The sequence below is a fragment of the Nesiotobacter zosterae genome (genome assembly GCF_033843645.1).
Lineage (GTDB): Bacteria > Pseudomonadota > Alphaproteobacteria > Rhizobiales > Stappiaceae > Pseudovibrio > Pseudovibrio zosterae.
On sequence record NZ_JAWXVZ010000011.1, the window covers coordinates 114,385 to 129,284 of the forward strand.

Annotated in this window: 14 protein-coding genes; 9 read left to right on the plus strand and 5 right to left on the minus strand. The window is 54.6% G+C overall.

Features of this window, described 5'->3' with window-relative positions; translation table 11 throughout:
* Positions 1 to 32: 32 nt before the first annotated feature.
* Positions 33 to 584 (plus strand): ribosome maturation factor RimM, encoded by a 552-nt coding sequence (rimM, locus tag Q3Y58_RS16315; protein ID WP_319622962.1) that lies wholly within the window; start codon positions 33 to 35, stop codon positions 582 to 584.
* A gap of 4 nt (positions 585 to 588) precedes the next feature.
* On the opposite strand, the gene Q3Y58_RS16320 is transcribed toward rimM, so the two are convergent.
* Positions 589 to 1,047: a hypothetical protein gene (locus Q3Y58_RS16320; RefSeq protein WP_319622963.1), complete on the minus strand. Its 459-nt coding sequence runs from the start codon at positions 1,045 to 1,047 to the stop codon at positions 589 to 591.
* 204 nt (positions 1,048 to 1,251) lie between these two features.
* Here Q3Y58_RS16320 and trmD point away from each other — a divergent pair, with 204 nt between their 5' ends.
* The 6 genes from trmD to Q3Y58_RS16350 all read left to right on the plus strand — a co-directional run bounded on the left by trmD (position 1,252) and on the right by Q3Y58_RS16350 (position 7,604).
* Positions 1,252 to 1,956 carry a tRNA (guanosine(37)-N1)-methyltransferase TrmD gene (trmD, locus tag Q3Y58_RS16325; protein ID WP_319622964.1) on the plus strand — a complete coding sequence of 235 codons (705 nt, stop codon included), beginning with the start codon at positions 1,252 to 1,254 and terminating at the stop codon, positions 1,954 to 1,956.
* A gap of 205 nt (positions 1,957 to 2,161) precedes the next feature.
* A complete protein-coding gene (gene rplS, locus Q3Y58_RS16330) occupies positions 2,162 to 2,623 on the plus strand; it encodes a 50S ribosomal protein L19 (RefSeq protein WP_274217643.1) in 462 nt (153 codons plus the stop codon).
* 123 nt (positions 2,624 to 2,746) lie between these two features.
* Positions 2,747 to 3,628 carry a metallophosphoesterase gene (locus Q3Y58_RS16335; RefSeq protein WP_319622965.1) on the plus strand — a complete coding sequence of 294 codons (882 nt, stop codon included), beginning with the start codon at positions 2,747 to 2,749 and terminating at the stop codon, positions 3,626 to 3,628.
* 245 nt (positions 3,629 to 3,873) lie between these two features.
* Positions 3,874 to 5,280 carry a 3-isopropylmalate dehydratase large subunit gene (gene leuC, locus Q3Y58_RS16340; RefSeq protein ID WP_274217641.1) on the plus strand — a complete coding sequence of 469 codons (1,407 nt, stop codon included), beginning with the start codon at positions 3,874 to 3,876 and terminating at the stop codon, positions 5,278 to 5,280.
* A 256-nt stretch (positions 5,281 to 5,536) separates the two neighbouring features.
* Positions 5,537 to 6,094, plus strand: coding sequence for an HNH endonuclease (locus tag Q3Y58_RS16345; RefSeq protein ID WP_274217640.1), 558 nt, complete (start codon positions 5,537 to 5,539; stop codon positions 6,092 to 6,094).
* Between the two features lie 115 nt (positions 6,095 to 6,209).
* Positions 6,210 to 7,604, plus strand: a complete 1,395-nt coding sequence (locus Q3Y58_RS16350; RefSeq protein ID WP_319622966.1) for a pilus assembly protein TadG-related protein — start codon at positions 6,210 to 6,212, stop codon at positions 7,602 to 7,604.
* Positions 7,605 to 7,690: 86 nt separating this feature from the next.
* Here the strand turns inward: Q3Y58_RS16350 and acs are convergent, their stop codons facing one another.
* The 3 genes from acs to Q3Y58_RS16365 all read right to left on the minus strand — a co-directional run bounded on the left by acs (position 7,691) and on the right by Q3Y58_RS16365 (position 10,954).
* Positions 7,691 to 9,637 (minus strand): acetate--CoA ligase, encoded by a 1,947-nt coding sequence (gene acs, locus Q3Y58_RS16355; RefSeq protein ID WP_319622967.1) that lies wholly within the window; start codon positions 9,635 to 9,637, stop codon positions 7,691 to 7,693.
* A 235-nt stretch (positions 9,638 to 9,872) separates the two neighbouring features.
* Entirely contained in the window at positions 9,873 to 10,289 is a 417-nt protein-coding gene (locus Q3Y58_RS16360; RefSeq protein WP_319622968.1) for a DUF1761 domain-containing protein, read from the minus strand.
* A gap of 20 nt (positions 10,290 to 10,309) precedes the next feature.
* Complete coding sequence (locus Q3Y58_RS16365) at positions 10,310 to 10,954, minus strand: glutathione S-transferase family protein (RefSeq protein ID WP_319622969.1); 645 nt, start codon at positions 10,952 to 10,954, stop codon at positions 10,310 to 10,312.
* Between the two features lie 517 nt (positions 10,955 to 11,471).
* On the opposite strand from Q3Y58_RS16365, the gene yiaY reads away from it, so the two are divergent.
* Positions 11,472 to 12,620 (plus strand): L-threonine dehydrogenase, encoded by a 1,149-nt coding sequence (yiaY, locus tag Q3Y58_RS16370; RefSeq protein WP_274217635.1) that lies wholly within the window; start codon positions 11,472 to 11,474, stop codon positions 12,618 to 12,620.
* 85 nt (positions 12,621 to 12,705) lie between these two features.
* Here the strand turns inward: yiaY and Q3Y58_RS16375 are convergent, their stop codons facing one another.
* Positions 12,706 to 13,125, minus strand: coding sequence for a lysozyme inhibitor LprI family protein (locus tag Q3Y58_RS16375; RefSeq protein WP_319622970.1), 420 nt, complete (start codon positions 13,123 to 13,125; stop codon positions 12,706 to 12,708).
* A gap of 327 nt (positions 13,126 to 13,452) precedes the next feature.
* On the opposite strand from Q3Y58_RS16375, the gene Q3Y58_RS16380 reads away from it, so the two are divergent.
* Positions 13,453 to 14,892, plus strand: coding sequence for a D-alanyl-D-alanine carboxypeptidase family protein (locus tag Q3Y58_RS16380; RefSeq protein WP_319622971.1), 1,440 nt, complete (start codon positions 13,453 to 13,455; stop codon positions 14,890 to 14,892).
* The last annotated feature ends 8 nt before the right edge of the window (positions 14,893 to 14,900 follow it).

Genomic DNA, 14,900 nt, shown 5'->3' on the forward strand with positions numbered 1-14,900 from the left:
GTTTGACCCAATCTGTGCGGAGTTGAGTGCTGATGGCGCAAGAAGCCGGTAAACGTATTCTGATGGCACAGGTTGGGGCCGCTCACGGCATCAAAGGTGAGGTGCGGGTCAAACCATTTGGTGATGACCCGCTCTCATTTACGGACTACGGCAAGCTGGAAACTGAAGACGGCAGCCGCAAGTTCAAGATCAAGCGGGCGCGGGTGCAGAAGAACGTGGTGGTGACCAAGTTCGAAGGCATCAATGACCGCAATGAAGCGGAAGCCTTGAACGGCCTTAAGCTTTACATCCCTCGTGAACGGTTGCCGGAGCCGGAGGACGAGGACGAGTTCTACCACTCAGATCTCATCGGACTGCCGGTCAAAGGCCCTGAGGGCGAAGACTATGGCAGCGTTGTCGCGCTGTTGAACTTCGGTGCGGGCGATCTCATTGAGGTCCGCGAGAAGAGCGGCAAGACCGTGCTGTTCCCGTTTGACAAGCAGACCGTGCCATCCATCGACCTCGAAGAGGGCGTGGTGCACATCGATCCGCCTCTTGGTTTCTTCGAGGAGATCAAACAGGACGATGGCAAGGACGAGACCTGATCGTCTAGCGGTTCAACGGGCTCATGAAACGGCGCGGGCCTTGAACAGGTTCCTTTATTCTTATCGGGCGCAGATCGTGCTCTGAGCGTGCAATACAGCGTTGCAACGCCTCGCTCTCTGACCTTATCAATCCCATGAGTGACACTGTGGCGGTAACGCCCAGCCCATTGGCTACAAAGTCCATCACCTGAATAGGGTCGCTGGTGAGAAGGCCATGCAGGCATTCCCCAAGAATGCCGAGCGCGAATGCGCAAAGAAATGCAGGGATGATGTTTTTGTTCATGAGCCTGTACAAGATAACTGTGAGTGCGGCGAAGTAACAAAGATGAACCAGTTTATCTAACGGGTCGGGCAGGGGGCTAACAAGAAGTTGATCCCACATGACGCCTAGAATCGCTGCGGCACCAAGCAGTGCCAAGTTGACAGAAGACAAATAAAAATAACGCGTTACTAGGTGTTTCATTGTCCCTAACCTTCGGTTCACCTCAAGATTAGAAACCCGACTCGGTTAATGATACCTCAAAGTAAGACGGCTCATTTGGATGAATCTGCATCAATCAAAACCGCTCTGGAGCAACTTCCTCCATTCGTTGGTTTTTTCTGTTTTTGACCGGTCAAATGGGGTATTTGCACTCATAGCACCTCCAATCACACGTCAAAGGGCACCATGAGCTTTCGCGCAAGCATTCTCACTCTCTATCCTGAAATGTTTCCTGGCAATCTCGGCATGAGCCTCTCGGGAAAAGCGTTGGAGCGCGGAGACTGGTCGCTGGATGCAAAGAGCATTCGCGACTACGCAACAGACAAGCATCGTTCGGTTGACGATACGCCGTCAGGTGGCGGGGCGGGCATGGTGCTGCGAGCCGACATTTTGGCCAAGGCAATTGACGATGTGACAGAAGAAGACGATCCCCGGCCGCGGTTGCTCATGAGCCCGCGCGGCAAGCCTTTCACGCAGAACCGTGCCCGGCAGCTGGCTGAGGGACCCGGCGCCATCATCATATGTGGTCGATTTGAAGGCGTTGATGAGCGGGTGATCGAGGCCCGTCAACTGGAAGAGGTTTCCATCGGCGATTACATTCTTTCCGGCGGAGAGATGGCGGCGACGATTGTACTTGATGCCGTGGTTCGCTTGCTCCCGGGCGTTATGGGCAATCAAGAGAGTGGTGAAACGGAAAGCTTTGAGAACGGTCTTCTTGAGCACCCGCACTACACCCGCCCCGCGATTTTCGAGGATCGAGGGATTCCAGAGGTTTTGACCAGCGGAAACCATCGGTTGATCAACGAATGGCGGCTTGAACAATCGAAGAAACTCACAGAACAGCGACGTCCTGATTTGTGGGCAGCGCATCTGGCTCGAAACGCCAAGTAAAATCGAAAAAAATCGCCGGAGACCGGTGACAAATGGCCAGAAACCGGTTATTAAGCGCGCCAACCGGTGGGCAGAATCTGTCCGTACCGTTTTGAGAGGAGCTACTACGCTCCAATTCCCGGCATATGCCAAGGTTTGGTGAACCCGTCCCCCACGGCTGGACCGTTTGTGGACGCTCTGACCAATTGAAAGATGGAAAACTGCCATGAATATCATTGAGCAGCTGAACGCCGAAGAAATGGCGCGCATCGAAGGTCAGCGCAAGCTGCCAGAATTCTCTCCAGGTGACACCGTACGCGTAAACGTTCGCGTTACAGAAGGTACCCGCACCCGTGTACAGGCATACGAAGGCGTTTGCATTGCACGTTCTGGCGGCGGCATCAACGAGAGCTTCACCGTTCGCAAGATCTCTTACGGCGAAGGTGTTGAGCGTGTATTCCCAATCTACAGCCCAATGATCGAAGGCGTAGACGTTGTTCGTCGTGGTAAGGTTCGCCGCGCGAAGCTCTACTACCTCCGTGACCGTCGCGGTAAGTCCGCACGTATCGTTGAAGCGACCAACGCTCGCGCGAAGCGCCTCAACGAAGAGCAGCGCACCGCTGCTGCTGAAGCACGTGCCGCTAAGGCTGCTGCCAAGGCAGAAGAAGCTCAGGCTTCCGCTGAATAAGATAGGGATCGCTCAGAGCGATTTTTGGATAGCCCCGTAGTGCTGCTGCGGGGCTTTTCTTTTTTCATGTTCCTGTGGTCTCGGATTCTGGTTTTCTTAGGTCGTTGTCGTTAGGCTGCGGCCATGTTGATCGCATTTCTTGCACTTTCTCTGCTCGGCCTGTTCCTGCTGACCTATGCGGTTCTTGTGGAGCCGATGCGTGTGCCTGTGGTGCGGCGCTACACTGTGCCCATGCGCGGTCTTGCGCATCCGCTGCGTGTCGCCGCTCTGGGTGACTTTCACGCTTGCGTACCATGGATGAATGAGCAGCGCATACTTGGCATTGTCCGCCAAGTGAACGGTTTGAAACCGGATCTTGCAATGCTGCTTGGTGACTTTGAAACCGGCATCCATGCCCCCTTTCTTCTGCGCAAACTCAAGCCCGACGAATGGGCACGGCCGCTCGCTGAGCTGGAGGCTCCTCTGGGGCGTTTTGCGGTTCTTGGCAATCATGATTGGCTTGAGGACTTACAGTGCGCCAGGCAAGCGCTTGCTGAAGCTAAAATCCCTGTTCTGGAGAACGAGGCGCGGCTTATTCCTGTTGGCGGGAACGAGGCGATTTGGGTGGCTGGTCTTGCAGATCAGTACACCAACGGGAAACTTTGGCAGGGCCGAGAAGGGGCTGATGATCTTGACGGCACCCTCGCGCAAATCTTTGAAGACCAGCACCCCGTCCTTTTACTCGCCCATGAGCCCGACATTTTTGAAGAGCCGATGGACCGCGTCGGGCTGGTTCTGAGCGGGCATACCCATGGTGGGCAGGTGCGGCTGCCCTTCCTCGGGGCTTTGACCGTGCCTTCCCGGTTCGGCACCAAGTATGCTCAAGGATTGTTTGAGAGGGGCGGAACACGGCTTTTGGTAACAGCAGGTCTTGGTTGCTCGCGTTTGCCGCTGCGCTTCAATTGTCCGCCCGAAATCATGCTCGTGGACCTCATTCCTGAAAACACTGAGGAATTTCCCAAGTAACCACATTGCGTTGCCATCCAATGGTCTTGAGAGATTCTCAAGTTCAGGCTTCTTGCGCTTTTTAGCGGCTTAAGCACATTATAGCCGAACAATAGCGAGGGGTTATTGCACCTTCGCTCAGGAATTACTCGCCGCGGCAAAGAACCGGGCGAGCTCTTAAAGAAATAAGGAGATGCTCACAGGCGGGTCCGGCATGATGCTTTGGAACCAAACCTTTGAGCCAAGGCTTTCCAGGAGATCGCGCAATGTCGCAGGCCAAAACACTCTATGACAAGATCTGGGATCATCACGTCGTCAGCACTCAGGAAGACGGTACCAGCCTGCTTTACATTGACCGCCATCTCGTTCATGAGGTGACCAGCCCGCAGGCCTTTGAAGGCTTGCGCATGGCTGGCCGGCAGGTGCGTCATCCAAAGCGCACGTTGGCCGTGGTAGACCACAACGTTCCAACAACCGACCGCTCCAATGGCATTGACGACCCAGAAAGCGCTTTGCAGGTGGATACGCTGGCAAAGAACGCTGCTGAGTTCGGCATCGAGTACTATTCAGAACTGGATGAGCGTCAGGGTGTGGTTCACATTGTAGGGCCGGAACAGGGCTTTACGCTGCCTGGCATGACCATCGTTTGCGGTGACAGCCATACCTCAACCCATGGCGCATTTGGCTCATTGGCGCACGGCATTGGTACTTCCGAGGTGGAGCACGTTCTGGCAACACAGACGCTGATCCAGAAGAAAGCCAAGAACCTGCGTGTGACCGTGAACGGCCAATTGCCCCATGGTGTGACGGCCAAGGACATTGTGCTGGCCATCATTGGCGAGCTGGGGACCGCCGGTGGTACGGGCTATGTGATTGAATATGCAGGCGAAGCGATCCGCTCCTTATCTATGGAAGGCCGGATGACCGTCTGTAACATGTCCATTGAGGCAGGTGCCCGCGCCGGTCTGATAGCGCCTGATGAAGTGACCTATGAGTACCTCAAGGGCCGTCCAAAAACCCCGCAAGGGCAAGCTTGGGAAATGGCAAAGGCCTATTGGGAGACGCTGTATTCTGATGAAGGCGCAGCGTTTGACAAGGAAATCGTCCTTGATGCCGCCAACCTGCCGCCAATTGTGACTTGGGGCTCTTCGCCGGAAGATGTGGTGTCTGTAACCGGAGAAGTTCCGAACCCTGAAGGTATTGAAGACGAGAACCGCCGCCATTCCAAGAAGCGGGCGCTTGAGTACATGGGGCTGGAAGCGGGTCAGAAGATCACCGACATCGAGATCGATCGCGTGTTCATCGGTTCTTGCACCAACGGCCGAATTGAGGACTTGCGCGCTGCTGCCTCGATGGTGAAGGGCAAGAAGGTTTCAGACCGCGTCAGTGCCATGGTGGTTCCCGGTTCTGGCTTGGTAAAGGCGCAGGCAGAAGCGGAAGGCCTGGACGAAGTGTTCAAGGCGGCAGGCTTTGAATGGCGCGAGCCGGGCTGCTCCATGTGTTTGGCCATGAATGCCGACAAACTGGCTCCGGGTGAGCGCTGTGCGTCAACCTCAAACCGAAACTTTGAAGGCCGTCAAGGCTTTAAGGGCCGCACGCATCTGGTGTCACCAGCGATGGCCGCTGCTGCCGCAGTTGCCGGCAAGTTCGTGGATATCCGAAACTGGTCATAAGCCAGCTAGCAACAAGTCGTTTCAAACGGGCGTTACTACGTAATGCCCGTTTTTTTGTGGTTGCTCAGCAAAGCGCTAGAGGCTTGAAAACACAAAGGTATAGTCGCAAAAAATAACCTTTGGGTAAGTCAAAGTAGACCACAGGTTCACGTTCTGTCTTCACAAGACTGTCACCCAGCGCCTACAATAATCCACGCACCGAAGACATTCGTAGACTTAGTTGTTTGGTCTTTAGGTAGCAAACGAGGAGCAGGACGTGACTACTGCGGTTCCCGCAGGCACCCATCCGGCACTGGTGCTGAACGCGGATTACAGGCCTTTATCCTACTATCCCCTGTCGCTGTGGTCGTGGCAGGACACGGTCAAAGCGGTGTTTATGGACCGGGTAAACATCGTTTCATACTATGACGTTAGCGTACGAAGTCCGAGCTTCAACTTCCGACTTCCCAGTGTGGTCGCACTGAAAAACTTCGTAAAGCCGACCAGATACCCCGCCTTCACACGCTTCAATGTCTTTCTAAGAGATCGCTTTCAGTGCCAGTACTGTGGCACGCACCATGATCTCACCTTCGATCACCTGATCCCGCGCTCAAAAGGTGGTTTGACCACATGGGAAAACGTTATCACCGCTTGTTCCCCATGCAATGTGCGCAAATCCAACAAGTCCTGGCAGGAAATGAACATGCGGCCCATGCAGATGCCGTATATGCCTACTGTTCAGGATCTGCATAACAATGGACGGATGTTCCCTCCGAACTATCTGCATGAAAGCTGGATCGACTTCCTATATTGGGATACCGAGCTGGAACCATAGAGTAATGATTGGTTTACCAGTTTAACGAGTTTTTGCGAGACGCTAAAACTTTAACAGTTCCCAAACTCCCGATGGGGTAGAGCTACAACTACCTAACTAAATTTCGGGGGTGGGGATGGCTGTACATCTTCCTATGCGTTTCGCGCGGTTCCTCCGCTGCGAACGGGGGGTTGTTCTCCCGCTTGTCGCGGTTTTGATTGTTGTCCTTATTGTGCTGGCGGGAGCTGCCATTGACTTTGCGCGTGCCATTAACACGCGTCAGGCAATCAATCATGCGATCGACAATGCGGCGCTGGCGGTTGCCTACAAGGCGTCTACGACCCTCATGACACAAGCCCAAGCGGAGAAGCATTTTGAAGACTACTTCAATGCAAACATCAAGGGGCTGTATTCAGATGTCACCTTGGGTGACAGAAATATCGAACTGATAAACACCGAGGGGCGTGTTGTTGCCTCAGCTTCCGCCGAAGTGCCAACCTTTTTTATCCATCATCTTGATTTGATGGGAGCTGATACTGATGATCTCCGGAAACTGGCGGTTTCTGCCAGTTCTGAAGCGTCATTCCCCACGAGAGACGCTGAAGTTGCATTGGTGCTCGATGTTACCGGATCAATGGGTGGCAACCGAATTACAAGCTTGAAAAAAGCAGCTAAGGGTCTGGTAGACACACTTCTGGACGATACCGTGCTTCCTGGAAACAGCCGGGTACGCATATCTGTTGTGCCCTATAGCGAAGGGGTGAATGCGCAGCTTCCCATCAAGTACCAAGCAAAAGACACAACCGTCAGTGCGGTGGTGTCCGACGGGCAAACAACAAAATGCGTGACCGAACGAATGGGCGCGGACAGCGATACGGATGCGCCCTTTTCTCAAAAAAGAAGTGGTAAAATCAATTACTTCGGTGGCGGATCTTATACCTGCTCGAAAAAGCCACTCATGCCGCTCAGCGCAAAGAAGACGGAAATTGAAGGGGCAATTGAGGATATGGCTACCGGTGGCGGTACAGCCGGGCATACCGGTGTCGCTTGGGGGTATTATACCCTTTCGCCAAAGTGGTCAGAACTCTGGACACTCGTGGATAAAGACAGTGCGCCTGGGGAGTATTTTGATGATGATCGCCTCAAGTTTCTTGTACTTATGACAGATGGCGATTTCAACCGAGTATTTAGGCCAAAAGGAACTAGGTACAATAGAAGTGGGAGCTGTAAGACTTCTTCAAGTTGGGTGCGCGTATCACGAAGCGGATGTGGGATCTCACCTACAACTGAGTCGGGTAATTCTGCTAAAGATATTTGTTCTTCTATGAAAGAGCAGCAAAACGGTCTTGAAAAGATTCGGGTATACACGATTTACTTTGGCAATAGCGAGACATCCGCTGCAGCAAAGATAATGAAAGATTGTGCTACGGATGAAAAAGAAACTTACTACAGCGCGAAGGATCAAGATGACTTGATCGCGGCATTTGCAGCGATTGCCAATGACATTCAGAATATTTATCTGTCTCGGTAATTGCTGAGCCAAGTTCACCAAAAAGGGCGCTTCGTGTGAAACGCCCTTTTGCGTTGGTTTGAATGAAACGCGGATTTTTAGCGTTCTTATCCGTGACCACGGTTCTGGCGGTTGTCGATCAGGTCGCCAACCACGGATGGGTCGGCCAAGGTTGATGTATCGCCAAGATTGTCGAAGCTGTCCTCTGCAATCTTGCGCAGGATGCGACGCATGATCTTGCCGGACCGGGTCTTTGGCAGGCCCGGCGCGAACTGGATCAGGTCCGGAGAGGCGATCGGGCCAATCTCGGCGCGAACATGTTTCACCAGCTCCTTGTGCAGCTCTTCCGAAGGTTCTTCTCCCTCCATCAAGGTGACATAGGCGTAGATGCCCTGACCCTTCAGGTCGTGGGGATAGCCTACCACTGCAGCTTCCGAGACCTTTGGGTGCGCAACGAGGGCGCTCTCTACCTCGGCTGTGCCCATGCGGTGACCCGATACGTTGATCACATCGTCTACGCGGCCAGTAATCCAGTAGTAGCCGTCTTCATCGCGGCGACACCCGTCTCCGGTGAAGTAAAGGCCTTTGTAGGTGGCAAAGTATGTTTGAACGAAGCGTTCGTGATCGCCATAGACCGTGCGCATCTGGCCCGGCCAACTGTCGGTGATGACCAGATTGCCTTCTGTGGCCCCTTCAAGGAAGTTGCCTTCGCCGTCGACGATGGCGGGCTGCACGCCGAAGAACGGGCGGGTTGCAGAACCCGGCTTCAAGGCCGTTGCACCGGGAAGCGGTGTAATCAGAATGCCGCCGGTCTCGGTCTGCCACCAGGTATCGACAATGGGGCAGCGGCCTTCGCCAACCACATCGTGGTACCACATCCAGGCTTCCGGGTTGATCGGCTCACCCACTGACCCAAGAATGCGCAGAGATTTGCGCGAGGTCTTGGTGACATGCTCATCTCCAGCGCCCATGAGCGCGCGAATGGCCGTTGGCGCCGTGTAGAAGATGTTTACGTTATGCTTGTCGCATACATCCCAAAACCGGGAAGCGGACGGATAGGTGGGCACACCTTCGAACATCAGGGTCGTGGCCCCGTTCGCCAATGGGCCATAGACAATGTAGCTGTGGCCGGTGACCCAGCCCACATCTGCGGTACACCAGTAAACTTCTCCGGGTTTGTAATCGAACACGTATTGGTGCGTCATGGAGGCGTAGACCAGATAGCCGCCTGACGTATGCAGAACGCCCTTTGGTTTGCCGGTAGAGCCGGAAGTGTAGAGAATGAAAAGCGGGTCTTCCGCGTTCATTTCCTCGGGAGGACACTCGGCTGAGACCTTTTCGATCTCCTCGTGATACCAGAGGTCTCGGCCCTCCTGCATGGCAACTTCGCCGCCGGTGCGCTTGACCACAAACACCTTGTCGACGCCGCCGCACTTGGCGATGGCCTGATCGGTGTTGAGTTTCAAAGGCACCTTGCGTCCACCACGCAGGCCTTCATCGGCGGTGATGACAAAGCGGGACTGACAGTCCTTGATGCGCCCGGCCAAGCTGTCTGGAGAAAAGCCGCCAAACACGATGGAGTGTACCGCGCCAATGCGCGCGCATGCCAGCATTGCGAAGGCGGCCTCTGGAATCATGGGCATGTAGATGGTGACCCGGTCACCCTTCTCGACACCATTGGCTTTGAAGACATTTGCAAGGCGGTTTACGGAATCTGACAGCTCCGTGTAGGTGATGACTTTATGGTCGGCCGGGTCATCTCCCTCCCAAATGATGGCGGGCTGATCACCACGTGTTGGCACATGACGGTCCACACAGTTGGCGGACACGTTCAACGTGCCGTCTTCGAACCATTTGATGGAAACGTTGTGATAGTCGTAGGAGGTATTCTTTACCTTGGTGTAGGGCTTGATCCAGTCAAGTCGCTGGCCATGTTCGCGCCAGAAGCCATCCGGGTCAGAAACTGATTGATTGTAAAGTTCCAGATAACGGTCGTTGTTGATCAGTGCTTCAGAGGCGATTTGCTCCGGCACCGGAAAAACTTCGCCAGACATGGCGTTCCTCCCCAATGAATGATGGGCCCTTGGTTGGGCCTGTTTTTCCTAGGGCGCATTATGGTTATCCGCAGGTACAGCGTCCAGACGTCAAGTATCGAACTTTGGTAGGTTACCTGTAAATTTTAGTATTCATCGCGTCCAATACGCTGCGTAATACCAATAGAAAATCGATATTATACATATTTAGTCTAATACCAATCTACAGATCGTCTTTATTAATTGAGTAATTCCCTCAGGATTGCACCATGATTGATGCTGTGTAGCCGTATATCGCTCCTTGAATAAGTAAAACACCTAGCCAGTGACCTGAGTCGATTATGGTCAGCGCCCAGCTTGCGCTTTGGTAGCGGTGGTTGATGATGTGGCCGGTCAGCATGAAGCCGACCCAGATCATCGCGGCCGAAATCAAACCGTTGCCTAATGTGACTTCCGCCGTGTGGTAAATGACACCCGCCAGCACAAAAGCCATCACGAACTCGCAGAACAAGGTGAGGGCGAGTGTGGTGACCTTGGGCTTTGCTTGCTCGGGCGACAGGCGTGCTGCGGATACCCACGCCTTTGACAGAAGGCCATAGTAGGCCGCCCCAAAAGCAAAAGAGGCCAGCGCGGCGTAGGCAACAGCTGGCAGATAGACGCCATCGAACATCATGGCCTCATCCTCCAAGGGGCTTACTGTGCAAGTGACAGGCCGCGTTTGATTGCTGATTGATAGGCGGGGCGGGCGTGAAGGCGGTCAACATAGGCCTTGGCGCTGCCTTGGGGCGCGGGGAACTTGAACTTCATGGCCCAATCCAGACAATGGCCAATGAAGACATCGGCGAGTGAGAACTGGTCACCGCAGATCCATGTGTTGTCCGCTAGCAGGCTTTTCAGCCATGGCAGGGTCTGGGTTTCCCATTCCATCAGGCAGGTCTTTTTGGCGGCGGGAACGCGCAGTTCCTTGGGAAGGGCAAAAGAGTGTTTGGCTGCGGCCCAAAGGATGCCATCCATTTCCGTGTTGGCAAAGGCAAGAGCGGCATCCAGCTTTGCGCGCTCCAAGGTGGCAACGGGAAACGTGAGGGCTTCGTGCTTGTCGCAGAGGTATTGGCAGATGGCCGTGGAGTCTGTGATTACCTGGCCATCGTCCACCAGAACAGGCACCTTGCCAGTGGGGTTGAGTGATCTGACAAGATCTGAGCGCGGCTTTTCCGGTTCGATTTCATAGGGCGCTGCGATTTCTTCCAGAACCCACATGACCCTGAAGGTGCGGGTGAATGGTGCTCCGATGACGCGATACATGGTGCCTGATCCCTCGGAAAAGTTGTCCTTGTTCAACGATACCCTCAAGCGCTGCATAAGGCCATGAACTTATTGATCCAGATCAGAAAACCGGCCTCAAACTTAGAAAAATTCTTGTTTTCAAATTGCTTCAGCCAGCCAGTCTATCTCGGTTTCCGTCGCGGACTTTACTATCTTGGGGCGGTTCTTTATTGCCAACATCCTTTTATTGGATTTGGATTTAGATAAATTATGAAATAATCGATAGAGCTAGGGTAAGTTCTTGCGCTTGACGATTTCAGTCTCATTGAGCAATATTAGCGATGATTGAAATAAGAATGATTGAATTTTTTGCATTGTATACCGGTTAATACTATAACCCTTACTTACGGCGTAGGGAAAATACTAGATTTGCTCTAGATCAATTGTATCGATTTAGCCTGTGCTACCGTCACTCTCGAACGACTTAACAGGCAGGCCCCATGGCCCTTCATGATCTCAATGGGTTGAGATGTGTTGAGGCCATATGGGAGCGTTCAGCAGGGCCTGCGCATTGCTGATTGGGAGATGCACGATGACCAGCACGTTCTTTATTCCTAGTGTCAACATGATGGGCGCAGGCTGCCTGAAAGACGCGGTTGCCGAAGTTCAGGCGCGCGGCTTTAAAAAGGGTTTGATTGTCTGCGGTAAGGTCCTCAGCAAACTGGGCGTTGTTCAGTCTGTTGCAGAACTGTTTGGCGAGCACGGCCTTTCTACTGTCATTTATGATGGATCTCAGCCAAACCCAACCATCGGCAACGTGGAAGGCGGCGTGAAGCTGGTCAAGGAAGAGGGCTGCGACTTTGTGGTTGCGCTGGGCGGCGGCTCCCCAATCGACTGCGCAAAGGGCATTGCTCTGGTTGCGACAAACGGCGGCGGCATTGCGGACTATGAAGGCGTCGACAAGTCCTCCCTGCCTCAGTTGCCACTGATTGCCATCAACACAACGGCTGGTACCGCCTCTGAAATGACCCGCTTCTGCATCATCACCGATGAAGTGCGTCACATCAAAATGGCGATTGTAGACAAGAACACCACGCCGCTGATCTCCGTGAACGATCCTGAGCTGATGGTTGGCAAGCCGGCCTCGTTGACCGCTGCGACCGGTATGGATGCGCTGACCCACGCCATTGAAGCTTATGTTTCTGTGGCAGCCACGCCGATTACCGATGCATGTGCGCTGAAGGGCATTGAGCTGATCCAGCTTTACCTGCGCAAGGCCGTTGAAAACGGCAAGGACATCGAAGCACGTGAGCAGATGGCCTATGCGCAGTTTCTTGCTGGCATGGCATTCAACAACGCTTCTTTGGGCTACGTGCACGCCATGGCGCACCAGCTGGGCGGCTTCTATGACCTGCCACACGGCGTGTGTAACGCAATCCTGCTGCCTCACGTCGAGCGCTACAATGCCCAGGTCTGTCCTGAGCGTCTGCGCGACGTTGCCAAGGCAATGGGTGTTGATGTTGCTGGCATGAGCGCTGAAGAAGGTGCTGAGGCTGCGCTTGTGGCGATCCAGCAGCTGTCGAAGGACATTGGCATTCCGGCTGGTTTGACGGAGCTAGGCGTGAAGGAAGAAGACTTCCCGACCCTGACCGAAAACGCTTTGAAGGATGCATGCGGCCTGACCAACCCGAAGCAGGCCACACCTGAAGAGATCACGGCAATCTACAAGGCTGCCATGTAAGGACTTTCAGGAAGGCCATTTCTGAATCCCTTGAAGCGCTGCGGGCTACACACCCGTGGCGCTTTTTGTTGTGTGGCGCGCGGAGCTATTGCGAGGACGCCTCGAATGCAGCGCCTTTTTCTCCAAGGCGCTTGAGCTGATCCGTGCGCGCCTGTGTTGTTTTGGTCAGGCACAGCGCCACTTGCGTCGCCTTGGCCTCATTCAGGTTGGCAACAATATCGCAGGTGCCGTTTCGATAGGCGACCCAATCAGACTGGTTGTTTTGCAGACGCTGCAGGGCAAGGGCCTTGCGGTCGTCGGGAACGGAGGCGCTGCGAATTGTGGCTTCTACGGCGTTGTAGGCGTTGAGCATGTCCACGGCGGCCTTGCGGTAATCCTCATTGGCGCAGATGTGGCGCTGGGCCGCATCAAGAGTTGCCTCGCAATCGGGTTGTTCCTGAGCGCTTGCGCAAAATGCCGAGAGCGTCAGTGCCAAAGCCAGTAAGGGCGCAGCTGAGGTCTTCATCTGGGGGCTTCCCTCTGTTGTTTTTCAGTGGTTGTAGCGTATTTCCCCTAATGCAACCTAACCGAAACAATTTTCCGCTAAGACTTGAAGGCCCAATTGATTTGATTGTTAGGGAATGCTGAACGCGGCGCGGCGTTCAGATCGCGTGCTCCCTTGAAATATCCTAGTGGATACCGGGGTTTTTGCCGTGCTTGACCCATATTCCTCCGAATTGAGCGGATATGGCCCCGGAAGTATTGGGAATATGCGTAGGCTCACGTTAGGGTGTGCCCTGATTTGCTCGCAGAAGAAATGCGGCCTCAGGGTGCTGAAAGGGTGGTTTCTGAAATGGTTCATGCCAGTTGGCACAAGTCGTTGCTCGAACTGAGTCAGCTTCTGGGAACACTCGTGGTGTTGCTGTTTGTGCTGGCGCTGCCGCACAAGGCGCGCGCCGACGTGGCCTCCTGGATTGTGGTGGACGCGCAAAATGGCAGCGTTCTTGAGCAGTATCAGTCGACACGGCAGTGGTATCCGGCTTCGCTGACCAAGATGATGACTGCTTACGTTCTGTTTCGGATGATTGAGGGCGGGCAAATGACGCTCGAAAGCCCGATCACCATCTCCGAAAACGCCCACAAGCTGCCCCCGAGCAAAATGGGTTTCAAACCGGGCACGCAAGTGACGGCCCACAACGCCCTCATGATGATCATGGTGAAGTCCGCCAATGACGTGGCGATGGCGATTGGCGAGAGTGTGGCTGGGTCTGAAGCCGCGTTTGTAAAGCTGATGAACCAGGAAGCGCAGCGCCTTGGCATGTACCAGACCAACTTCGTCAACGCCCATGGCCTGCCTGATGACCGTCAGGTTTCTTCTGCACGGGACATGGCGATCCTCTCTCTGGCCTTGTGGAACGACTTTCCGCAGTACCGCGCGTATCTCAACAAACCCGGCATTCGGTTTGGCAACGTGACCATGAAGTCTGGCATTCGCGAATATCTGCTGCGGGTACCGGGGGCTTCCGGCATCAAGACCGGGTACATTTGCAACTCGGGCTACAACGTTTCGCTGGCGGCGACCCGCCGCGGACGGTCCGTGATTGCCGTGATCCTTGGTTCGGCCAGCGCCATGGAACGCTCGGCTTTTGCGCGGCAGCTGATCGAGACCGGGTTCGACCGGCGACAGGGGCCGCATGTTTCTTCGCTGAACACCGCTGGAGCGCTGCCTCCGCCGGAACCCGACTACTGCAAGCGCAACGAAAAGCCGGATGCGCAGCAGCTGGTTGACCGTTTTGGTGAAAAGCGGCAGGGCGCAGGGATGCTGGCCTATGCCAATACCGAGCAGCCCGCGCCTGAGGGCATCTCGGTCTACAAAAGCAACAACAAGATCGACTGGACGCTGGTTTACAATCAAATCCTCGGACCGCGCCTTCACACCTATGAGCCTTATCGTGTTGTGGCCGGGTTGCCGCAAAGCGCCGTGGCTGCAACCTCGCCGCTGGGCGCGCAGGTGCCGTTGCCCAAGCCGAAGCCAATCATCAGCTCAGCGCCTGCCATCGCGCCAAGTGATATCCCGATCCCGCCGCGCAAGCAGAGCTACCTGTCGCATCCGCAGCCGTTCCAACCGGTGGCTGGCAATGCGCGCAGTGCATCCCTGTTGTTTTCCAATGAGTTGAAGGGTGCAGTGCAACTGGTAGACCGGGATGCGGCGTCCGCACCGCTCGATAGTGGTTTCTTCGGCGCGCCGGGCGGCTTATACAAGTCTCAGAGCACTCAGACCCAAATCAACTAGGCCGCCGC